Source organism: Ferrimonas sp. (genome assembly GCF_048263965.1).
GTDB lineage: Bacteria > Pseudomonadota > Gammaproteobacteria > Enterobacterales > Shewanellaceae > Ferrimonas.
This window is the reverse complement of sequence record NZ_JBLXDO010000007.1, coordinates 45014-67170: the sequence shown is the minus strand read 5'-3', so window position 1 is coordinate 67170 and position 22157 is coordinate 45014. Positions and strand designations below refer to the sequence as shown.

The window sequence follows — 22157 nt, the reverse complement described above, 5'->3', positions numbered from 1 at the left end:
GGGCCCCGCCGAATCGGCGGGGCAATTGAGGATGGTGCTTTGTTGTCGGCTAAGGCTTAGAAGTAGTAGCCAAAGTTGATGTTGATGCGGTAATCCCAGCCGGAATCTGTCTGCGCCAGACCCACATGATTGTTGGTGCCGGAGTAGACCATGTTCTTGCCGGTAATGAAGTCCACATAGGTGTAGGTGGGACCGGCGGCAATGGCCATACCGGTGACGTTCTGGATGCTGTCCTCGAACTTGGCGTTGTCGGTGTCGCTGATCAGCACGCCATAGTCGTTGTACAGTTTGACGCTGCCCCAGTCGAAGGGGATGGTGTACGCCAGATTGGCGCTGACAATCTGCGCCTCGGCAGCCACTTCGTACTGCCAGCCACTGGCAGACACTGCCATGGTGTCGGGCAGGTCGTCAGACAGGGTGTCAAACTGATAGCCCATGTACTGCAGCATCAGGTTCCAGCGGTTCAGGGTCAGATCCGCGTGCACCGCATAGGCGTGGCGGTTGCCGGTATCGCCGCTGTCGGCGTCATACACCTGGCCCACTTCCACAGAGGCACCCAGCACCGCTTTCAGATCGCCAGAGGTCAGGCGGTAGGCTCCGCGCAGGTTCAGCTGGTTGGCCTCTTCCACGCTGTAGCGGTTTCCGTTCACTTCACCGCGGAACAGGTCGACGGAGTAGCGCTGATTGTTGGTGGCGGAGTACTCGGCGTTCTTGAAAAAGCCCAGATCCAGGGTCAGGTCGCCGGCCACATAGCTGCCGGTGACCCCCATGTCGTAGTCATCTTCGAAGCCCAGGTAGTAAGGCACACCAAACCAGAAGCTGTTGGAGATGTAGCCCGGGTTGCCAAAGGGCACCTTGGCCAGACCGCCGTTGAGGGTCCAGCTGTCGTTCAGCTGATAGGTGGCGTAGGCGTAGCGAGCGGTGTCGTAGCCGTCGTAGAAGCGGTAATCCACAAACAGACCAATGCCGTTGATCTCTCCGGAGGTTTTCAGGGAGAGCATCTCGAAGGCGAAGTCACCGCCTTTGTCTTTGGAGGCTTCGCTGTAGTCGATGTACTTATAGTTGGCGCGAACAATGCCGCCCAGATCGATGCCCTCGCCGGCGTGCGCGGGGGCCAGGGGTGCGGCCAGCGCCAGAGCGCAGGCACAGCTAACCCGTGTCATAAAGAAGTGCTTCATGACCAAATCCTGTATTTGAGTGGTTAATTTGGGGGCCGGCTGGCCCCCACATCTAGAAGGTGCGCGGTAGGTCGCGCGTCGGCGAACTAGCGCAGGCTCTTGTACCAGAGATTGTGGTGCTGCTTAGCCCAGTTCTCGTCGCAGTAGCCAGTCACCATGGCTTCCATGCCACCCTCGGAGATCAGGGTTGCCATGAAGATGTGCACTACAGCAAAGACACCCACGATACCGGCACCGACCATGTGCAGAACCAGCATCCAGTTCATGGCACCCTTGTCGAAGCCGAACAACTCGGGGAACATCATCGCCAGGCCGCTGAATACCAGCACACCGCCGAACAGGGTGAAGGCCCAAAACCACAGCTTCTCACCGGCGTTGGCAAAGCCCGCATCGGGGTGCTTGCCCTTGCCATTGTTGATGTAACCACCCAGGGCGCGGAACCAGGCCATGTCGCCCTTCTCAGGGAACTGCTTACTGCCCCACTTGAGCACCATCACCGCCCAACCCAGGATGAAGGGGAAGGCCATCCAGTTGTGGCTGGACACCATGCTCTGGATGAAGTTGCCCCAGTTGTGACTGCCCATCATGTCGGCAAACAGGAAGCGGCCGCTGGCGATGGCAATGCCGGTAACCAGCAGACCCAGGCAAGACAGGGCACCAACCCAGTGGAAGATGATGTCCGCTTTGGACCAGCGGAAAATCTTCACGCCGGAGAAGCCCTTGTCCAACTTAACGCTGCCATTGATCATGGTGAACAGAGTGAACAGGGCGATGGTGGCCACGATGCCGCCCAGCAGCAGGTTGCTCCAGCCTTCCCCGCCAGCCCATACGGCCAGGGCCGCGGTGTCCACGCTGGTGGATGGCTGCTCAGGGGTGAACAGCACAGGCGCGGTGGCAATGCCCTGAATTTCAGGAATGTCACCCTGAACGATCACTTCGTTCATTTCGTTCCAGGCCTGAGGCTTGAGCACCCCCTCCTCTGTGGCTGACGCAGAGACACTGGCCAGCAGCACTAACAGTGCAGTGATGTATCGTTTCATTGTTTCGTCCTCTTAAGCTGCGCCTTGGCCCAGCTCCTTGGATGCAGTGATGGTTGAGTCGATGAGTGCCTCAATCTCGTCCGCCGCCAGCTGCCAGAATCTCTGGCGGCTGTGGCTGCGGATGTCCTCAAGGAAGCGCTTGTACCAGCAGCCCAGGTGGTCGTTCAGAAAACGCTGCATCAGCGCCTGAATCTCCGGGACTGCGGCCTCGCCCTCCTCCAGAAGCCTGGCGTGCAGGACATAGAGGAACTCGATCTCATTACCAAAGAAGTCTGCCGGCTCACCTCGGCTGCCGTCCGCCATTAGCCCCAGCTCCTGATAGCAAAGCAGTACCCGGTCGGTGACCTCGGTAAAGGTTTCACGGGTGGGTCCCATGTAGACCGACTCGTAAGGCGGCGCCACCAGTTTGTAGGGACCGACACAGAGGCGGTTGTACTCCACCTCAAGCTCTTCGGGTTCTGCCAGGTGGGCAGAGGCCACTTCGATAAGCTCACTGTCAGGCTTGAACAGTTTCAGATACTCAATCAGGTTCTGCAGATCCTGGTTTTGGATACCAAAGAACAGCGATTTGAATACGTAGAACCCGGAGGCTCTGAGGTTATTGCCGGCTTCCATTAGGTGCGCTTCCTGATGATGACCATGTTGGGTTTAGTCAGGCAGTCGCCGTAGCCAATGCCCTCTTTGCTGGCGCTTGGGTCCTGCAGGACCTGGGCAACGTTGTCCATATCCAGGCACTTGACCGGGCAACCATCCACACAGGCGGGCTTTTTGCCTTTCTCAATCAGCTCGATACACATGTTGCACTTGATCGCCTTGCCGTCGGTTTCCAGCATGGTGACCGCGTCGTATGGGCAGGCCTGTTCACACAGACCACAACCGGTACACAGATCCCGGTCCAGAACCACCAGGCCGTCGTGACGCAGGGTGTAGGCTTTCGCCGGACACACCATCAGACAGGCGGGGTTTTGGCAGTGCATGCAGGAGTGGCTCAGCCATACATCCTTAGTGCCTTTACCGGTCTTCACCTCGTAACGGTCCACCTTACGGAAGCGAACATTCTCTGGCAGCTCGTTGTGGATCTGACAGGCCACGCTGCAGCCGCCACAGCCGACGCAGTTCTCCTGTCTGAAGACAAAGCCAAGTTGGTGTTTGTTTTCCATGATGATTCCTTAAGCCTTTTGAATGTCCACGTTGGTGGAGTGGTACGCGGAGCAGCCCCCCAGATCCGCCAGACGATCTGTGGTCAGCATATTGGTGCAGGTCTGACTGCCATTGGGGTTGAAGCGGCGCAGGTTGTTCTTCACCGTCAGAACCACACCGGTATCCACCTGGTCGCTGACCACTGCGGTCAGGAAGATTTCACCCCTGTGGTTGAACACCCGAACCTTGTCGTTGTCCTTGATGCCGCGAGCGACCGCATCTTTGGGGTTGATGGTGACGGTGTACGCAGGGAAGTTACGGATGTACTTCACGTTGTAGAACTCGCAGTTCATCCGCTGAATCACCGCCGGGCTGACCATGCGGAACGGCAGGTTGCGCTCCTCAGGGATCATCCAATCTTCTACCTGACCCAGGTCCAGTACGGGGTGGAAGTGCTTCTTCTCCATGTACTTGGATTTGAATTCAATCTTGCCACTCTCGGTGCCAAACTTGCCGTCACCCAGGAAGGGACGCTGCTCCCAGACCTTGATGAACTTCTCTTTCATGATGCGATCGTAATCGATGTTGGCGTTCACCAGGTGCGGGCTGTCGGAGCTCATGAACTGACGGATCATGTCGTCGTTGGTCTCATCGAACTCAGGGTCGGTGTAGCCCATCGCCTTGGCCAGCTCACTGAAGAAGGTCCAGTTACTCTTAGACTCGCCCAGAGGCTCAATCACCTGATCACACACCTGTAGGTCGAAGAAGCCGTAGGAACCGATGATGTCGGAGGTTTCAAACTGGGTGGCCGCCGGCAGGATGATGTCGCACACATCCATGGAGTCGTGCATGTTGAAGTCGAAGCCCACAACGAACAGGTCTTCGCGCTTCATGTGCTCCAGCACCTTGTTCACGTCAGGGGCCATGGCCGCAGGGTTGCCGTTGTAGAACAGCATCGCCTTCACCGGATCGCAGGGCTTGTCGTAGGCGGTGGGGTTAACCGGATCCAGCGCTTTGGCCAGTTCGGTGATGTTCACGTGACCCACATCGTGATTGGTACGCAAGTGCTTGGCGCGAACCTTATCGTGGTCGCCACAGCCCCAGGCTTGCATGTTGTCGTAGGAGAGACCGTTACCGATCTTGCCATAATGACCACCCACGGCATGCAGCAGACAGGCGGCACGGGCGATACGCCCCCCGGTGTAGTTGCGCACGATGCCGTAACCCAGACGCCAGTGGGCCAGCTTGGCCTCGGTGTAGATCTTGACGAACTCCATCAAGTCTTCACGGCTCACGTTGCTGATGCGCAGGCATTCGTCGATAGAGACAGTTTTCAGCTGCTCGACCAGGGCGTCGAAGTCCTTGGTGTTGGCATCGATGTAGGCTTTGTCGTGCAGATCATTGTCGATCATGTACTTCATCACCGCGGCGAAGAAGTGCACGTCGGTGCCAGGACGCAGCTGAATGTGCAGATCCGCCTGGGAGGCCAGAGGCGTGCGGATCGGGTTCACCACGATCACCTTGCAACCTTTGTCGCGGGCGATGTTGATGTACTTCAGGTAGTGGACGTTGGTCGCCGCTTCGTTCCAACCGTGAGAGATGTACAGGTCGGAGTAAACGGAGTCCTCTGGATCCGGGCCGTTGGAGGTCCCAAGGGCAGACATCACGCCGTAAGAGCCGGAGTAGGCACAGACGTAACGGTCCAGGAAGCGAGCGTTGATCTTATTGAAGAAACGCTCGGACGCACCGTACATGCCGATGGCACCATAATTACCGGAGTAGCTGTAGGGCAGGATCGCCTGGGAGCCATGCTCTTCAATGATCGACTTGAAGCGCTCAGAGATCTTGGCGTAAGCGTCATCCCAGGTGATACGACGCCATTTGCCGCTGCCCTTGGGGCCCACTCGCTCCATGGGGTGCAGGATACGATCCGGCGAGTAGGTGTACTGGATGTAGGTCATCCCCTTCACGCAGGGACAGGTACCGGTCTTACGCTGCTCGGCGGCGCCTTCCACGTAGGTGGCCCGACCGTTCTGTACGGTAAACTTCAGCAGGCAACGGTCGGCACAGTTACGCAGGCAGCTGTGGTAAACGATGTCACCCTGGCGCTTGGCCATGATGTCACGGTTTTCGCCTCTGACCCGGGCATTCACCTTCCCTGGCATCAGACCGCTCAGGGACGCAGTGGCACCAGCCGCACCGACGCCCTGAAGAAAGCTTCGTCTGTCTAATTTCATATTCATCTCGTCCAAAAAATTTTGATCCAATAAAGGGTGCACTGTTTATTTATGGCTTTTTATTCGTCCTTATATTCAGGCTAAGTTGCGACCAAAACTGGAGTGACAGAATGGAAAATTCCCTCTTCCACTCTCTCTCCTGGGGATCCGCCAGGCCAGTAAATACTCTTGATACTCATTACCATTTCACCAATGTTGAAAAGACAACGGCTTTGATGAAATAAAGCGCAGGGTTTATTTCCATCACGATGACAAGAAACAAACTCCCAAAATTAATTTATTGAAACCGATACACTGCGACCAAAGTCATGCTTCTTCTCTGTAAAGCTCCAATTCATGGCCGCGGTGATTTTGCGTATCAGCTTTAGACCCAGGCCAAAGCCCACGTCCTGACAACTTAAGGTCATCGCCTCTTCGTTGGCGTTCAGGCATCGCACGCAAGAGCCCTGTTGGGTAATCTCGATGCTGCCGTTGGTGGTATGCTGATAGGCGTTACGTATCATGTTGTTCAGCACCATCCGGCACGCCTCCTGATGAGCGTGCACCTCCTGAGGATGAGTCTTTATGGAGAGCGTCGTCTGACGCCCCTCCAGCAGGTAGCGGTTCTCATTGGCCACCTCTTCCACCAACTTGTCGAGTTTGAAGGTCTCGATGGACAGCTTGGTGTAGTTGTCCTTGGTCAGCCACAACAGGGTATTGGTCAGGGCCGACATGGTGTTGGAGGCACGCTCCAGCCGGTGACGGACACTCTTTTGCTTGGCTTCATCCATCTCATTCCACAGCTCCAGCAGTTCGATATTGCTGGCAATGGTCGCCAGAGGCGTGCGCAACTCGTGACTGGAGTAATCCAGAAACTCCTTCTCCCGCTGCACACTGTTGTGAGCCTGCTCGATGTTGTGACTGAGCAGCTGAGCCAGGTTGTCCAGCTCCTTAAACTTAAATCCCTGTTCCGGTACGTCGTAACGCCCCTCCCGCAGGCTGCCCGCCCACTGGATCAGGCGCTCAACCGGCTTGGCCAGGGCGTTGAACGCCAGAGCCAGGGACAGGGAGAAGAACAGGAATACCATCAGTCCAAACAGCATGATCTCGTTAAACTGGTCGTAATCCTCAGGACAGAGTCGCTTGGGCACAAAACTCTTAAACTCCTTGGCCACATAGCGCTTTTCCCCCTGGTCATTCATCGACAGCAGGGCGTAGTAGCCCGCTTCGGGGTGACGAAACATACTGCGGTCAGACACCACCTTCTTCAGCTCATACTGCCCCACCGGCTCCCGGGCAAACTGGCTGCGAATGCCCTGGGGAATGTCCTGCCAGCGACTGGCCACCACGAAACCGAAGGTCTCTTTCGGCTGGCCATCTGCCACGCCATCGATGTCTGAAGCCAGCACCATGGTACTTCTGAGTTCCGCGTCCATCCCCAGCACGTAGTAGTAAGCGCTGAAGGAGGAGGCCACCCCGGCCAAACTGACTCCCAGGGCCAGCATCGACAGGCACAGATAGAGTTTGACGCTGCGACTAATCTTCATTGCCAGCCCTCAGGGCAAAACCAAACCCTTTGATGGTGTGCAACGTGTCGCCCTGCCCCAGGCGTGCCAGCTCCTTACGGATCTTGTAGATGTGCACCTTGAGGCAGTCGGTTTCCGGTAGCTCATCGCTCCACAACATCTGCTGAATGTGCTCCCTGGAGACCGAGTCCGGGGCATGAGCCACCAGGCACTCCAGGATGCTGAACTCTGTGGGCGACAGCTTCAGCAATTCCCCTTCGATGGAGGCGGCCTTGCTGTTGCTGTCCACCATCAGGGCGCCAAACTGCTTATGCTTGGCCTGACCGCTACGCCGACCGCTGAGGGCCTTGATGCGGGCCGCCAGCTCCTGCATGGCGAACGGCTTCACCAGGTAGTCGTCGGCCCCGCTGTCGAACCCCTCTAGCTTGTCTTCCAGGCTGGATTTGGACGTCAGCATCAAAATGGGGGTGTCGGCGCCCAGCTCTCTCAGGGTGCGGCACACATCGAATCCATTTATTTTGGGGAGATTGATGTCCAGGACGATAACGCCATAGGCGTTTTCCTGGGCAAGGTTAAGCGCGGCCTGACCATGAATGGCGTGGTCGCAACTGAACCCCTTAATATCGAAGTAGTCCATTACTGTTGAGGCCAGATCCAAGTCGTCCTCGACCAGTAGAACTTCCACCATATATACCTCGACATGTTCAATTTTCTATTGATGACTCAATCTCTGTGACGGCACGTTACCCAACCTCAGGTAAAGGTCTGGTAAATGCTGATTAACCGTGAAAAGGAAAATGAATTTCTTGCGGGTTTATTCACACAGAACTGGTCGCGGAAAATGAAAATCTTCTTTTAAAGGGGGCCGGTTCGCTTCCACATGGATCACAGAACACCATTCGAACTCATCGTTGTATTACAGCTTTTTGGGGTTGAGTCACAAAACCAGATTCCGCCTCGAAAATGTGACCTTCGAAGCTTCACTATCGCTCTCGTCATGCTCGGTTAGGCTTTGTCACAAAGTAACTGGGACATCCCCCTGTTTTGGATGTATATTTGCTACACATAACCGCCACTTAGCAGACGATGTGAGTCAGTTTTATCAGTTCGTAACCCTGGCACTGGTTGCCGGCTACTGGATTCTGGTGGCTGGTGTCACCCTGCGCATCGTTCTTAAGCGCCGCCCCTTCGGGGTCTCCCTGGCCTGGATGCTGCTCGTCTACATCATTCCCCTGTTCGGCGTCATCGTCTATCTGCTGTTTGGCGAGATGAACATAGGCAAACACCGCAAACGCCGGGTGGGCGCCATGACCATCCCCTTCCAGCAGTGGTACCAGAAGCTGCAACATGCCGCCGAGGTGGGTAAGACCAAGGGCCCTCACGCTCGCCCCCTGCACGAATTGAGTCTGCGCCGTCTGGGGATTCCCGCCCTGATGGGCAATGATCTGGAGCTGATCGAGAACTGCCAGGAGATCCTGCGCCGCATCATCGTCGACATCCACAACGCCAAGAGCTCGGTGCACCTGGAGTTCTACATCTGGCATCCGGGAGGCCTGGCCAACGAAGTGGCCGATGCGCTGATTGAAGCCCGCCAGCGGGGGGTTCAGGTGAGGGTGCTGCTCGACGGTGCCGGCAGCCGCGACTTCTTCAACAGCCTGTGGGCCTACAAGATGGAGTCCGCCGGCATTGAAATCGTCAAAGCCCTGGGCGTGAACCCCTTGCGGATGTTCCTCAGAAGAATGGACCTGCGTCAGCACCGCAAAATCGTGGTGATCGACCAGGAGATCGCCTATACCGGCTCCATGAACCTGGTGGACAGCCGCTACTTCAAGCAGTCCTCCGGCGTGGGGGAATGGATCGACATCATGGTACGCATCACCGGCCCGTCGGTGCTGTCGCTCAAGGCGCTACAGGCCTGGGACTGGGAGTATGAAACCGGGCTGCGCACCCTGGAGGAGATGGATCCGGAGCGGCTGCAGGCCAAGCCGGACCACAGCCACGCCAGCCACTCGGTGCAGGTGATCCCCTCAGGCCAGGGGCTGCCGGACAACCTGATTCAGCAGGTGCTGTTGCTCTCCATCTACCATGCCCGCAAGAGCATAGTGCTGACCTCCCCCTACTTTGTGCCCAGCGAGCAGCTGGTGGACGCCCTGCGCACCGCCGCCCAGAGTGGCGTCGAGGTCAAACTGATCATCCCAGACAAGAACGACTCCTTCATGGTGGAGTGGGCCAGCCGTGCCTTCTTCTCCGAACTGCTGCGCTCCGGGGTGGTGATCTACCGTTTCAACGGCGGCCTGCTGCACACCAAGTCGATGCTGATTGATGATGACCACTGCATCATCGGCACGGTGAACCTGGACATTCGCAGCCTGCTGCTCAATTCCGAGGTATCGCTGGCGGTGGATGACCCTGAGTTTTGTCACAACCTCGGCGACCTGTTGCAACGCTATCTGGATCAAAGCCATCGGCTGGATGGGGTTCGCTGGGCGGAACGGCCGATGTGGAAGAAGCTGGTGGAGCAGTTTTTCTACACCTTTGCCCCTCTGCTCTGAAAGAGCTCTAAGAGCAAACCACCAACCACGAAGGTACTGATTGCCAAGTAATTCGCTCACAAGTAAAAAAGGGCCCTGAAGGGCCCTTTTCACGTTCTGGTAAAAAGTAACTTGGTATACTGGCTTGCGAGCAGAAGAGGGAGTGACCATGAACAGCAGGTATCGGGATCCAGGCTACCCATTGAGGTACTGGGCCACCCAGGTGGAGGTAAACTGCCCCAAGTGCGACTGTGTTGCCCTGATAAAAGGCAACCCGGATATACGGGCATGGCACGCCACCCTGTTCTGCCCTCACTGTGCCCACACCCTGAAAACCGGCAAAAGCCACTGGCAGGGCCCTGTCGCTGGCTTTGGCTCACGCCCCTGCCAGCGCTGCGGCTTTCAATCTGTGCACTGCAATCTGGCGTTTGAATCGGCCAGCCAGGTTTCATCGCCTGTGGGCCATGCTCCCTGCCCCAACTGTCAGACCGACAATGCGATAGAGCTCTCTTTTACCCGTTCGGCCCCGGCAGATCACGCCATCGATCCCTACTTTGGACTGGAACTGGCGTTGAAGGAGCCCACCCGCCATGGGGTCGTCTGGGTGTACGGTGCCGCTCACCTTAAGGCGCTCAAGGCTTATATCCAGGCCAGCTTGCGCGAAGGCAGTGGCCTGAAGTGGGCCTACTTCACCCGGCTGCCCACCTGGATAAAAAGCGGCAAAAACCGGGAAGAGGTGCTCAAGGCGATCGCCCGCCTGGAGCGGCGAGCGGTGAGTCAGGCCAATCCTGAGGATCAGTAGGCGCCTGAGGAGTAGGTCAACTCATAACTGTGGCTGTAAATCTCCAGAATGTTGCCGAAGGGGTCTTCCATGTACACCATGCGATAAGGTTTCTCACCCGGGTAGTAGTAGCGTACCGGCATACGCTGCTTGCCGCCTGCCGCCAGAATCTTCTCAACCAACCCTTCCAGATCGGGATCCTGAACCGAGAAGTGGAACACACCGGTTTTCCAGAACTCAAAGTTGTTCTCCGGGTTCTGTGCATTGGGGAATTCAAACAGCTCGATGCCAATCTTGTCGCCGGTGGCCAGATGGGCAATCTTGAAGCTGCCCCAGCCAGGGCCGAATACATCGTTACACATGATGCCGATGGCGCTGTCATCCTCGGTCACTTCGGCAGGCTCCATAATGAGATACCAGCCCATCACCTCGGTGTAGAACTTAACGGCGGCCTCCAGATCAGGCACTGAGATACCGATGTGGGAGAAGGTGCGGGGAAATTGCTGAGTCATGTTGCTTGCCCTGTTCAGTGAATATGCTGCACAGGTTAGAGAACTCGCCCCAGAACTTGAAATTATGGTTTTTGATTTTTATGATAAGAATTCATAATCATCAAGTATTGTCTGTTATGTTGAACCTCATCTGGCTGCAAACCTACGTGACCCTGGTGGAGACCGGCCACTTTACCCGCACCGCAGAAAAACTGGCCATGACCCAGCCCGGAGTCAGCCAGCATGTGAGGAAGCTGGAATCCCACTTTAATCAGGCTCTTTTGCAGCGGGAGGGGAAGAGCTTTCAACTGACGCGAGCGGGCCGGGAGGTGTATCAGCAGGCCCAACGCACCCTGGCTGAGCTGTCTCATCTGGAGCAGCACCTGGCCACAGACAACCCCTTCTCCGGGCCCATTCGCTTTGCCTCACCGGGCAGCCTGGGACTGAAGCTCTACCCAGAACTGCTGGGGATGCAGCAACAACATCCGGGGCTGACCATCGACTACACCTTTGCCCCCAATGAAGGGGTGGAGCGGGAACTGCTCAATCGTAACCTGGATCTGGGGCTGATTACCCGATTGGGGGACAAACCGGACCTGGCCTATCGCCCTTTTGGTGAAGAGCCCCTCTATCTGGTCACCCCGGCAGAGGTCACCAATCCCAGTTGGGATGATCTGATGCAGCTGGGATACAACGAGCACCCGGATGGTGAACACCACATCGGCATGTTGCTGGGCGCCAACTTCAGTGAGTTTCAGCAGCTCAGTCAGCTGCCCAAGCGAGGATTCTGCAACCACATCGGCATGCTTCTGGCGCCGGTGGCCAAGGGGCTGAGCTTTACCGTATTGCCCAAGTATGCGGTGGAAGCGTTCACTGAGCTGGAGAAGGTGGCGGTTCACCCGCTGGAAAACCCGGTGTGTGAGCCTGTCTATCTGGTGTATCGACGTCATCAGCCCCAACCCACCCGGGTCAGGCACGTCATCGACACCATAGAGCCCCTGTTGAACCCCTAATCGGTCTCAACCGGTGAACGGCTGAACTTCTGCCACCGCTGGCGCACCAGGTGCTCGAACCGGACCGGTGCCACTGGTGGGCTGATGAGATACCCCTGCCCCGCTTCGCAGCGCTGGCTGCGCAGGAACTGATACTGGTAATCGGTTTCTATCCCCTCGGCGGTCACCACCATCTCCAGGTTGTGGGCCAGGGCGATGATCGCCTGAATGATGGAAGCGTTGCGCTCATCGTTTTCCAGCTCACGGACAAAGCTGCGATCGATCTTCACCCTGTCGACCGGCAGAGTTTTTAACCGGCCAAAGGAGGAGTAACCGGTACCGAAGTCGTCGATGGCAATGGCCACCCCGGCCTGGCGCAACTTCCACAATTGGGCCGCCATCGCCTTCCCTTGCTGCAGCAGCATGGATTCGGTGACCTCCACCTCCATGCACTCAGGGGGGATGCGGTGACGCTCCAGGATGTCCAGCATCGACTCCACCAGGTCACCATTCTCTATCTGACGAACGGAGATATTGATGCTCATCTGCTTGAGGGGAAGCCCCAGATCCAGCCAACGGCGCATCTGGACACAGGCCATCTCCAGCACCTGACGGCCCATCTCCACTATCTGGCCACTCTGCTCGGCCTGTTCGATAAAGGCGTCGGGAGAGAGCACACCCCGCAATGGGTGACGCCATCTGAGCAGGGCTTCAGCCCCGGTGATCAGGCCGCTGTTCAGGTGAAACACCGGCTGGTACACCAGGAAAAACTCCTTACGCTCCAAGGCATCACGCATCTCGTTGACCAGATTTCGCTCCTGGGCCTGTTCCGCCGCCAGCCGTGCGCTGTAACAACAGAGCCTGGGCCCACTGCTGCGTTTCGCCTGGAACATGGCACTCTCGGCGTGCTGCAGCAGGGTCCGGGCGTCTTCCGACTCCTTGAGGTGAGCCACGCCCAGACTGCACTGAAGTCCGAGAGTGAAACTGGCCAGAGAGATGGGCTCACACAGAAACTCCAGCAGTGCCTCGGCCCACTGCAGTGCCTGAGCATGGGTCTTGCCCGGCAAGACCACCACAAAGGTGTCGCCGTGGAATCGGCCAAGATCCCCCTGTTCGCCGACCCGGCCCGCCAGGCGTCTGGCCACCAGCTTGAGCACCTTGTCCCCGGTTCTGAAACCAAACTCTTCGTTGATGCGTTTGAACTGGTCCAGGCCGATGCAGACCAGGCTGAGTGGCCCAGAGGGTTCTGACAGCTGAGCTTCCAGGGACCTCACCAAAGCCCGTCGGTTGGGCAGACCGGTCAACACATCCACAAACTGGGAACGTTTCAGCCTCTGCTCCACCTCTTTCACCAGGCTGAGGTTGCGACCAATGGCCAGCAGGGCCACGTCGTTCACCAGGGGGATGGCGGTAAGGATGATTTCGCAGGGAATGAGGTCGCCGTTGGTGTGCTGGTGGAACCACTCAAACCTGTGGTGACCCAGGTCGATGGCACTTTGGATCTCCTCCAGGGCGCGTTTGTAGGAAGAGATGCCGCCGGGCTGCAGTTCAGGAGAGATGTCCCCCGGCGTCAATCCCACCAGGCTGTCAGGGGAGTCGAAACCCAGTTGCCGGGCCGATTCTGCGTTGCTCCAGATAAAGCGATCGCCAAAGAGCACCCACATCATGTCGGTGGAGTTGGCGAAGAGCACCCGAATCACCTCCAGATACTCCAGCAGTTTCGTCTCGGTAAGCGAGCCGGTCAGTCTGCTCACCTCAGAAACCTGTCCTTCACCGTCCATGCACACCCGTCCCTAGAGAATACCGCCCCTTACGTTAACATGGCCATTTGTCACATAAAAGTCATATATATTCGTCAATTAGGCAACAATTTCGACCGCAGTTTTTCCAAATTTGCCCCCAGGGCGCACTCTCCTTCAGATTGCGTTGCCCCGGGAGCAGCTGCTAGGGTGTCCTCCTGCCCAAAAACATAATAAGTAATTAAATTCAAAAGGAATTGCCATGCGCCCCCTGATCGCTGCCCTGGCCCTGTGTTTCACTCTGCCCTCCGCCGCAGACACCCTGCTGGTGGACAACGTCAACGGCTATACCCTGACTCAGGATGGCCTCACCCAGTTTGGCGCCCTGCTGGTCAAAAACGGCAAGGTGGTGGAGACCGGCGCCCGTGGTGCATTTACCCAGGCGGACCGACGCCTTGATGGGAAAGGGATGACCCTGCTGCCCGGCCTCACCGACGCCCATGGCCACATCATGGGTCAGGGTTACCTGCAATCCGATCTGAATCTGACCGGCATCACCAGCAAGGCCCAGGCCCTGGCCAGGATCCAAGCCTATGCCGAGGCCAATCCTCAGGCCCAGTGGATTCGAGGCCGTGGCTGGAATCAGGAACTGTGGCCCGACCGCGCCTTCCCAACCGCCGAGGATCTGGACGCCATCGTCAAAGACAAGCCGGTGTGGCTGCGCCGGGTCGATGGCCATGCGGGCTGGGCCAACTCCAAGGCCTTGAGCATGGCAGGCATCAAGGACAACACCAAAGATCCCGATGGCGGCCAGATTAGCCGCGACAATCAGGGGAAGGCGGATGGCATCCTGGTGGACAACGCCATGTCGCTGGTCGAGGAGAAGATTCCCGCCCGCACCGAGCAGGAGAATCGGGTCGCCCTGGATGTTGCCCTGAAGCAACTCTCCAGCCTGGGATTGACCGGCGTCCACGATGCTGGCGTGGGCTATGACACCCTGGCCCTGTACCAGGCCAAGGACGCCAATGGCACCCTGCCCCTGCGCATCTATGCCATGCTCTCTGACGTGGAGACCCTGAGCCGGGTTGCTGGCCCCTATGAAGGCGACCACCTGGTGGCCCGATCCGTCAAGCTCTACGCCGATGGCGCCCTGGGCAGCCGCGGCGCTGCCCTGCTGGATGACTACAGCGACATGAAGGGGCATCGCGGCCTGCTGATTCACCCGGTGCCAGAGCTGAAAAAACGCATCAAGGCGGTCATCGATCGCGGCTTCCAGGCCAATGTCCACGCCATTGGCGACCGGGGCAACCGGGAAGTGCTGAAGGCGATGGCCCAGTTTGGCGGCCCAACCCAACGAAACCGCATCGAACACCTGCAGGTGGTGGCCCCTGAGGACTTTGATGCCATCAAGTCTGCCGGCATCATCGCCTCCATGCAGCCCACCCACGCCACCTCAGACATGAATATGGCGGAAGATCGCCTGGGCCCGGTGCGTATCCACGGTGCCTATGCCTGGCGCACCGTGCTGGACAAAGGGATCCCACTGGCCGCCGGCTCCGACTTCCCCATTGAATCGGCCAACCCCTTCTGGGGGCTTTACGCCGCCGTAGCCCGCCAGGATCATCAGGGGCAACCGGCAACAGGCTGGTACTCGGAGCAGGCCCTGAGCCGGGAGGAAGCCCTGCACGCCTTTACCCTTGGAGCCGCCTATGCCGCCTTCCAGGAAAAACAGCTGGGTTCGCTGGAACCCGGCAAGGCCGCCGACTTCATTCTGGTGGACAGGGACTACTTCAAGGTGCCGGCCGCCGAGATCTGGCAGACCCAGGTGCTGGCCACCTATCTGGATGGCAACCCCGTGTTTGTCACCAAGGGGTTTGAACAGCGATAGTTCACGGCTAAGCTGTTCCCATGGACAAGCCAGTGAACACTGCGGGCGCCGATCTGGCGCCCGATTACTACCTGACCAACTTTCAGACCCTCATTGAAGAGGTGCGCCGGCGAAGCGCCCACCTGCTCAGCCCGGCAGAAACATTGTGGTTGAACCGCTTCGATCGACTTAACCGCGCAGAACGGTGCCTGCTGGTGAGACTCCTCTCCCGCAAGGGACCCCTGTTCCGCCTGGACAAGCTCAGCTACGCCGAGATCCCCAACCTGGCCGAACGCGCCAATGCCCTGGTTGAAAGCAATTTCGCCTGTTGGCACACGAGCTGCTCTTGGACTGAGCTGGCCAGCCTATGCACCAAAGCAGAGCTGCTGGCCATGGTGCCAGAGGCCAACCCCAAGCTGCGCAAGCCCGAGCTGCTGACCAGCCTTGAGAATGAGCCAGTGCCGAGCCACCAGTTGCGGATTCTGTCCCTGAAGGAGCCTGCAATCCTGGAAACGCTCAAGCTGCTTTACTTTGGCAACCTTCATCAGGACCTGGCCCAATTTGTGGTGAGCGATCTGGGGCTCCAACGGTTCGAATCCTACCCCATCACCGCCGACGGGCTGGAAGTCGGCTGTCGCGAAGCGCTGGAGGCCTGGCTCTTACTGGGCGAACTGGCCAAGGCGTGTCACCTCTGCCTGGACAAGCGCGACTCTGACGGCCTGCTGCAACTGGCCACCAGACTGCCAGAGCCCCTGCCCTGGCCGGAGATTGAGCGCAAACGTCAGAAACTGGCACTGCTGTTCGCCAGGGAGTGGGAACGCCGTGAGCAGTTTGACCAGGCTTTGACTCTCTATGGTCAGAGCGAACTGCCCCCCAGCCGCGAACGCCAGGCACGCATCGCCCTCAAAATGGAACAGCCTCAGCACGCCCTTGACCGGGTCACCCAGATGCTGGAAACCGCAAAGGATGAGCATGAAGCCACGGTTGGCGCCAGGCTCGGCAAACAGCTGGCCCGCCAGGGGCACTGGCGCTGGTCTCCCCTGCCGCAGCATAAAGCGAGGCAGCAGACGCTGACCCTGGCCAACAGTGGAGAACGGGTGGAACTGCAGGTGGCCCGACACTATCAGGCCCAAGGCTGGCAGGTTTATTACTGCGAAAACAGTCTGCTCAACGGCCTGCTGGGGCTGGCCATCTGGCCCGCCCTGTTTGAGCCGGTGCCCGGCGCCTTTCTCAACCCCTACCAGATAGGCCCCAGGGACCTGTACCGCCCCCAGTTTGCCGAGCGGCGCCGCTCTCAGCTTGACCAGGCGCTGCACCACTGGCGTCCAGAACAACTGCTGGCGCGCTATCGCGACAAACAGGGGATTTTGAATCCTCTGGTGCAGTGGGACTGGTTTCCGCTGGAACTGGCCCAGCTGGCCCTTGAGACTCTGCCAAGACCTCTGCTGAGCGCCTGCTTTCAGAGGCAGCTGTTTGACTTGCGCGGCAATCGCTCCGGTCACCCCGACCTGTTCATGGCCCGGGATAATCAGGCTCGCTGGCTGGAGGTGAAGGGACCGGGAGACCGACTGCAGGACAACCAGACACGCTGGATACACTTTCTTGAAGATCAGGGGGCAGATGTGGCCGTGTGTCAGGTCAAGTTCGAGTAATTAAACTCGATTAGACTATTGCCGAAACCTGCCCGGAGGACTACTCTTGGCGCCTTAGAAACTTTGTGCTTTATAACAGGAAATCAACAACATGGCAGGAGCCAGCCTTTTAACCCTCCTCGATGATATCGCCGCTCTTCTGGATGATGTGGCACTGATGAGCAAGGTCGCCGCCAAAAAGACCGCCGGCGTACTGGGAGACGACCTGGCGGTAAACGCCGAGCAGGTATCCGGCGTAAAGGCCGACCGTGAACTTCCGGTGGTGTGGGCGGTCGCCAAAGGGTCGCTGATGAACAAAGGGATACTGGTGCCCGCCGCCCTGGCCATCAGTGCCTTTATTCCCTGGCTGATCACTCCCCTGCTGATGCTGGGCGGCCTGTTCCTCTGCTTCGAGGGGGCCGAAAAAGTGCTGGAGATGCTCTCCAAGGAGGGGCATCAGACCCCGAAAGATCTCAGCGGCGAAGATCAGCATCAGTATGAGCAGACCAAGATCAAGGGCGCCATCCGCACCGATTTTATCCTGTCGGCGGAGATCATCGTGCTCACCCTGGGCGTTGTCGCCACCGCGCCTTTTATCACCCAGTTGTCGACCCTGGCCACCATTGCCCTGCTGATGACCATAGGTGTGTACGGTCTGGTGGCGGTGATCGTCAAGATTGACGACGCCGGCCTCTACCTGAGCCAGCGCCCCTCTTCTGTCAGTCAGAGCATCGGCCGAATGCTGCTGGCTGCGGCCCCCAAGCTGATGAAATCGCTCTCTCTGGTGGGCACCATCGCCATGTTCCTGGTGGGCGGCGGCATCCTTACCCACGGCGTGCACCTCATCAGTGAATGGATCTCTGAAGCCGCCGCCGAAACCGCGCTGATCCCCGCCATCGGCCAGATCGTCTCCGCCATTGTCCCCACCCTGCTCAACGGCCTGACCGGTTTGCTGGCTGGCTTTGTGCTGGTGGGTGGCCTGCATCTGGTGCAAAAGGCGAAGGGCTAAACTCCGGACCGGCGGCGAACCGCCGCCGGTTATCTTCGCTCATCGAATTTGTCACCAACTTTAATCAGTTAGAAGCCAAATGAGACAAAATTGGCTGCAAACTGTTACTGTCTGAACCCCTCCTGAATCGATCTGCCGGTTAGTATCCAAGCAGTTCGCCCCGTTTAATTTCTGTTCAGCTAACGCCCCCTAAACTGATCTCACAAGTGAATGGGAGAGCGTCATGAACCAAGAGGTACATCTGACCCCGAGATGGGTACAACCCGGCAAACTGGCCGGCATCCGCAAGCCCAGAGCCCATGAACTGGGTGCTCTGGCCAAGGCTCGTTTTCAAGCGGTGATCTCACTGTGTGACGACCGGGACAATCATCAACTCTATCAGGACTGGCAACTGCCCTTCCTCTGGCTGCCAGTGTCCTGTGGTCAGGTCCCCAGCCGAGTGCAACTGGAGCAGATGGTTCGCTTCATCGAACGTTTTGAAGGGGCCGTTGCCGTCCATTGCAACGGCGGGCAGCGCACCGCCGCTGGCCTGGCGGCCTACCTGATTCACCAGCAGGGCGACTTCGATGCGGCCCTGACCACCATCGAAAGCATCATGCCCGAGCTGGAACTGGATGAGACGCAGCTGATCAGCCTGCTGCAACAGGCCAACGTGATTCAGTAACATTTAGGCGGCGTTAATCAGCCACCTATGAAATTGAGCTAACACTTGTTAGCTCAATCTCCTGCTGATAAGATTCTGGTTTGACCTGTGTCACAGAGAGAGCCTGATGAGCACCCAAGTCCACCCCTACTCCACTGGCGAGGAGATCGCCAATGCCGTAACCCACGGGCTGGGTGTCGCCGCCGCCATCGTGGGCCTGACCCTGATGCTGACCAAGGGGATTCCCGTCCTCAGTGGCTGGGAAATTGCCAGCATCAGCATCTACGGCGCCAGCCTGATCCTGCTGTTTCTGTTCTCAACCCTTTACCACGCCATCCACCATCCCGGCGCCAAACAGGTGTTCAAGCGCCTGGATCACTGCGCCATCTACCTGCTGATCGCCGGAACCTACACTCCGATGATGGTGATCAGCCTGGACGACTGGAGAGCCGATCTGGTGCTGGCCACCATCTGGGCCATGGCTCTGGCGGGAATCCTGTTTAAGGCGTTCTTCGTTCACCGCTACAAGAAGCTGGCCCTGACCACCTACCTGGTGATGGGCTGGCTGTGCCTATTGGTGATCTACCCACTCCATCAGGCGATGCCCAATGCCGGCTTCAACCTGCTGTGGATAGGTGGGCTCTGTTACAGCGGTGGGATTGCCTTCTATGTGGCCAAGCGCACCCCCTACACCCATGCCATCTGGCACCTGTGTGTCCTGGGCGGCGCCGTGTGTCACTGCGTGGCCATAGCGGTCTTTGTGATTCCCAGCTGACTCCGCGGCTAGAACCCCAACTCTGGCGTCAGATCCAGCGGCCTGAGGGCATCCACCCTGCTCAGGTCGCACACCCCAGAGGGAAAGATCCTCATAAGCTTCTCCAGATAAGCAGACATGTCCCGCTCCCCATACTGACCCTGCTCGATGGCCTGAGCCACAGGGATCAGACGACACTGGAATACGCTGCCCTCCCAGGGGCCGCCAGCCTGAACCCGGGAGTTACTGAAGTGGGGATAGTGCTGGCTGCAGGTCCCGTCCGCTTTGCCGTTCCAGGAACCATCCCAGGCGTCTTCACCCCGGTAGATCACCTCACCAGTTTCATCGAAACAGAGATCCTTCAGCCCATTGGGCCTCGGCTCACCCTGGGCCCTGGCCTCGAGCCAGGCCTCCATCGCCTCAAAGGCCTCGGCGAGAGGGGTGTAGTTCTGGTGTGACACCCAGATAAGCTGGTTCTCCCTGTGCCCCTCCCAGGCCAGGATCCGTGCCCTGGCCTCAAAGGAGGCGGAGAGGTGGTGCATATCCAGTTCCGGCTCAAGGTAATGGCGCAGATCGATGACCGGCAAGGGGTTGCTGCCCACAAACACCTGACCACTGCGATAGGCCCGCTCGACAGCCAGGGGGTCAGGCTGACGCCTGGCAGCAGGCGCTCCCTCGGTGATGTTGTGGTTGCCCCAGAGGGAGAGCCACAAAGGCAGCTTATGGCCTAAAGGCAGCCAGATGGACTCCGCCTCCATCCGATGAGGCGTGCGCCAACTGCCAATGTAGCGATTTAGGTGGAGGAACTCCGCCGGGGTGATCTCACCACTCACCAGAGAGCGCAGCCCATACTGCACCCCCATATTGCCCCAGGCGCTTCGAGCATAGCCCTGAGGATCCCGGCCATAGATCTGAACCAGATCTTCCCAGTAACTCCAATGACCCTGCGCCTGAATCGGTTCAGAGAACATGGGCCGGATGTAACCCTGATGCGGGTTGTGAATCAGCGCCGACAGGCCGAACCAGCCGTTGATGCACTCACTGGATCCCTCGGGCCAGCTGGGCCATCGCCCGTGCAGCAACTGATTCAGCGGCTCCAGAAAGGGCGCCTTATGATCGAATCCGGCCTTGGCGTTCATCCCCTCCAGAGACACCCGGTTATCAAAATCCTGCCATCGATGGTTCCTGTTGGCCCGAAAGGCGTAATAGGTGTTGAGCAGGTCGCAATCCAGGCCGTAGAGAGTCTGGGTAACCATGTCCGGGTAGGCATAGAGCGCCAGGGCACCGTCGAACACCTGTGAACGGTTCTGAGCCATCAGGTACTGAGCCAGGCCGCCTCCTGAGCCACCGATGCCTATGGTGTAGCTGGGGTCGCCATAAAGGCTGGTAAACTGACGTTTCACCCGGCGGGCGGTGTCCTCTGCCCGGATCATGTTGTAGGTATAACTGGTTTTGTTGCCGCTGGAGGTGATCACCGCATAGCCGGAGCGCAGCTGCTCCCGGCGCTTGCTCACCAACCTGAAGGGCTTGACCCGCCCCTGACGGAAGCCAATGCCGCTGCCACCATGAAACTGGTAGATCAGCTTGCTGTTCCACCAGGGCGCATCGGTGCGAGTAAGGTCCGGGGTCGCCAGCATGGCGATGTGGTAGATGTACCGGTTGATGGTGCCACTCTCCACCCGGTAGATCTCGGGGACCGACTGGCCATCGATCTCGGTAGAGGCCACCGCCTCAAGCGGAGGGGGAAACTGGCTGTCGTAGCGGCGCACCTTGCCCCTTGTGTCGACAAAGTAGTAATTGAGCTGGCTGGGCAGCCCGCAATCCCGGCTGTAACCCAGGATGCGGCTACTCTGAACGCCGCCGCGCTCCTCATAAACAGGAACGCCATACCCCTCTTGGTTATCCACAACAGGTTGGCCCAGCCCGGCCAGTTGGGTCATACAGAAGAAGGGGTACTGGCTCTGGCCGGCATACAGGGTCTGCACCGGGCCCACCTCTCCCAGGGGAATGGGGAACGGATAGGTTTCTTCAGGACGGGTGACCAAAGCCAGGTGCGGCTGATAGTCGATAAGGGGAGCGGCAACCGTGGGGGCAAGCTTGTTGACCTGCATCTCGTGGTAGGGGTGGGTCCAGCGCTGATACTGGTAGTAGCCCAGCACCCCAAGCAGGCTGACCAACACCAGGGTCAAAAGATAGAACAACCACCTCATCGCGCACTCCCATGCGGCCCGACATGAGACTAAGTGTGGTTCAAATTGGCGGCGTCCCCCAAAAGGCGCAGACGCCCACACAAATTTCAGGCAATAAAAAGGCCCTCGCCTGACGGCAAGGGCCCTGAAAATCTGCTTGGGTAAGTGTTAGATAACGCTTACGTTCTCAGCTTGAGGACCTTTTTGGCCTTGAATTACGGTCATGGTCACTTGCTGACCCTCAACCAGGGTACGGCGTCCACTGCCCTGGATAGCAGAGAAGTGCACGAACACATCCTTGCCATCTTCACGGGAGATGAAGCCAAATCCTTTTTCGTCGTTAAACCACTTAACTGTTCCAGTAACTTGTTCAGACATATCTAACTCTTTTTCAATCAATCCTACGAACGGTCCTTACCGCCCGTTATCG

The 22157-nt window shown here is 58.2% G+C and carries 19 protein-coding genes; 8 read left to right on the top strand and 11 right to left on the bottom strand.

Features of this window, described 5'->3' with window-relative positions:
* Nucleotides 1-56 precede the first annotated feature (56 nt).
* From ACN0RV_RS08415 to ACN0RV_RS08385, 7 genes are all read right to left on the bottom strand, one after another.
* Nucleotides 57-1178, bottom strand: coding sequence for a hypothetical protein (locus tag ACN0RV_RS08415; protein WP_417347188.1), 1122 nt, complete (start codon nt 1176-1178; stop codon nt 57-59).
* Between the two features lie 86 nt (nt 1179-1264).
* A complete protein-coding gene (locus ACN0RV_RS08410; RefSeq protein ID WP_417347187.1) occupies nt 1265-2218 on the bottom strand; it encodes a formate dehydrogenase subunit gamma in 954 nt (317 codons plus the stop codon).
* Nucleotides 2219-2230: 12 nt separating this feature from the next.
* Entirely contained in the window at nt 2231-2833 is a 603-nt protein-coding gene (locus ACN0RV_RS08405; protein WP_417347186.1) for a TorD/DmsD family molecular chaperone, read from the bottom strand.
* Nucleotides 2833-3378, bottom strand: coding sequence for a 4Fe-4S dicluster domain-containing protein (locus ACN0RV_RS08400; RefSeq protein ID WP_417347185.1), 546 nt, complete (start codon nt 3376-3378; stop codon nt 2833-2835). The genes ACN0RV_RS08405 and ACN0RV_RS08400 overlap by 1 nt, the downstream gene beginning before the upstream one ends.
* Before the next feature lie 9 nt (nt 3379-3387).
* Entirely contained in the window at nt 3388-5595 is a 2208-nt protein-coding gene (locus ACN0RV_RS08395; RefSeq protein ID WP_417347184.1) for a molybdopterin-dependent oxidoreductase, read from the bottom strand.
* A 272-nt stretch (nt 5596-5867) separates the two neighbouring features.
* Nucleotides 5868-7121: a sensor histidine kinase gene (locus ACN0RV_RS08390; RefSeq protein WP_417347183.1), complete on the bottom strand. Its 1254-nt coding sequence runs from the start codon at nt 7119-7121 to the stop codon at nt 5868-5870.
* On the bottom strand, nt 7111-7788 hold the full coding sequence (locus tag ACN0RV_RS08385; RefSeq protein WP_417347182.1) for a response regulator transcription factor: 678 nt from the start codon (nt 7786-7788) through the stop codon (nt 7111-7113). Before ACN0RV_RS08385 ends, ACN0RV_RS08390 begins: the two co-directional genes overlap by 11 nt.
* A gap of 400 nt (nt 7789-8188) precedes the next feature.
* Here ACN0RV_RS08385 and cls point away from each other — a divergent pair, with 400 nt between their 5' ends.
* Together cls and ACN0RV_RS08375 are read left to right on the top strand one after the other, a co-directional pair.
* Nucleotides 8189-9652 (top strand): cardiolipin synthase, encoded by a 1464-nt coding sequence (gene cls / locus ACN0RV_RS08380; protein WP_417347181.1) that lies wholly within the window; start codon nt 8189-8191, stop codon nt 9650-9652.
* Between the two features lie 148 nt (nt 9653-9800).
* Nucleotides 9801-10433 carry a hypothetical protein gene (locus ACN0RV_RS08375; protein WP_417347180.1) on the top strand — a complete coding sequence of 211 codons (633 nt, stop codon included), beginning with the start codon at nt 9801-9803 and terminating at the stop codon, nt 10431-10433.
* On the opposite strand, the gene ACN0RV_RS08370 is transcribed toward ACN0RV_RS08375, so the two are convergent.
* The gene (locus tag ACN0RV_RS08370) at nt 10427-10924 is read right to left on the bottom strand and encodes a lactoylglutathione lyase family protein (protein WP_286339295.1); all 498 of its coding nucleotides are present in this window, start codon (nt 10922-10924) and stop codon (nt 10427-10429) included. The two genes, ACN0RV_RS08375 and ACN0RV_RS08370, sit on opposite strands and share 7 nt — an antisense overlap.
* A gap of 116 nt (nt 10925-11040) precedes the next feature.
* Between ACN0RV_RS08370 and ACN0RV_RS08365 the strand changes: the two genes are divergently transcribed.
* Nucleotides 11041-11916 carry a LysR family transcriptional regulator gene (locus ACN0RV_RS08365; protein ID WP_417347179.1) on the top strand — a complete coding sequence of 292 codons (876 nt, stop codon included), beginning with the start codon at nt 11041-11043 and terminating at the stop codon, nt 11914-11916.
* Here ACN0RV_RS08365 and ACN0RV_RS08360 read toward each other — a convergent pair.
* Nucleotides 11913-13649: a putative bifunctional diguanylate cyclase/phosphodiesterase gene (locus tag ACN0RV_RS08360; RefSeq protein WP_417347178.1), complete on the bottom strand. Its 1737-nt coding sequence runs from the start codon at nt 13647-13649 to the stop codon at nt 11913-11915. The two genes, ACN0RV_RS08365 and ACN0RV_RS08360, sit on opposite strands and share 4 nt — an antisense overlap.
* A gap of 247 nt (nt 13650-13896) precedes the next feature.
* On the opposite strand from ACN0RV_RS08360, the gene ACN0RV_RS08355 reads away from it, so the two are divergent.
* The 5 genes from ACN0RV_RS08355 (at nt 13897) to trhA (ending at nt 19559) form a co-directional block, all read left to right on the top strand.
* A complete protein-coding gene (locus ACN0RV_RS08355) occupies nt 13897-15522 on the top strand; it encodes an amidohydrolase (protein ID WP_417347177.1) in 1626 nt (541 codons plus the stop codon).
* 32 nt (nt 15523-15554) lie between these two features.
* Entirely contained in the window at nt 15555-17153 is a 1599-nt protein-coding gene (locus tag ACN0RV_RS08350; protein ID WP_417347176.1) for a VRR-NUC domain-containing protein, read from the top strand.
* A 91-nt stretch (nt 17154-17244) separates the two neighbouring features.
* Entirely contained in the window at nt 17245-18141 is an 897-nt protein-coding gene (locus ACN0RV_RS08345; RefSeq protein WP_417347175.1) for a DUF808 domain-containing protein, read from the top strand.
* A 223-nt stretch (nt 18142-18364) separates the two neighbouring features.
* On the top strand, nt 18365-18805 hold the full coding sequence (locus ACN0RV_RS08340) for a protein-tyrosine phosphatase family protein (RefSeq protein WP_417347174.1): 441 nt from the start codon (nt 18365-18367) through the stop codon (nt 18803-18805).
* A gap of 106 nt (nt 18806-18911) precedes the next feature.
* Complete coding sequence (gene trhA / locus ACN0RV_RS08335) at nt 18912-19559, top strand: PAQR family membrane homeostasis protein TrhA (RefSeq protein ID WP_417347173.1); 648 nt, start codon at nt 18912-18914, stop codon at nt 19557-19559.
* An 8-nt stretch (nt 19560-19567) separates the two neighbouring features.
* On the opposite strand, the gene ACN0RV_RS08330 is transcribed toward trhA, so the two are convergent.
* Nucleotides 19568-21748 carry a DUF6351 family protein gene (locus ACN0RV_RS08330; protein ID WP_417347172.1) on the bottom strand — a complete coding sequence of 727 codons (2181 nt, stop codon included), beginning with the start codon at nt 21746-21748 and terminating at the stop codon, nt 19568-19570.
* Nucleotides 21749-21895: 147 nt separating this feature from the next.
* Nucleotides 21896-22105, bottom strand: coding sequence for a cold-shock protein (locus ACN0RV_RS08325; RefSeq protein ID WP_028111056.1), 210 nt, complete (start codon nt 22103-22105; stop codon nt 21896-21898).
* Between the last annotated feature and the right edge of the window lie 52 nt (nt 22106-22157).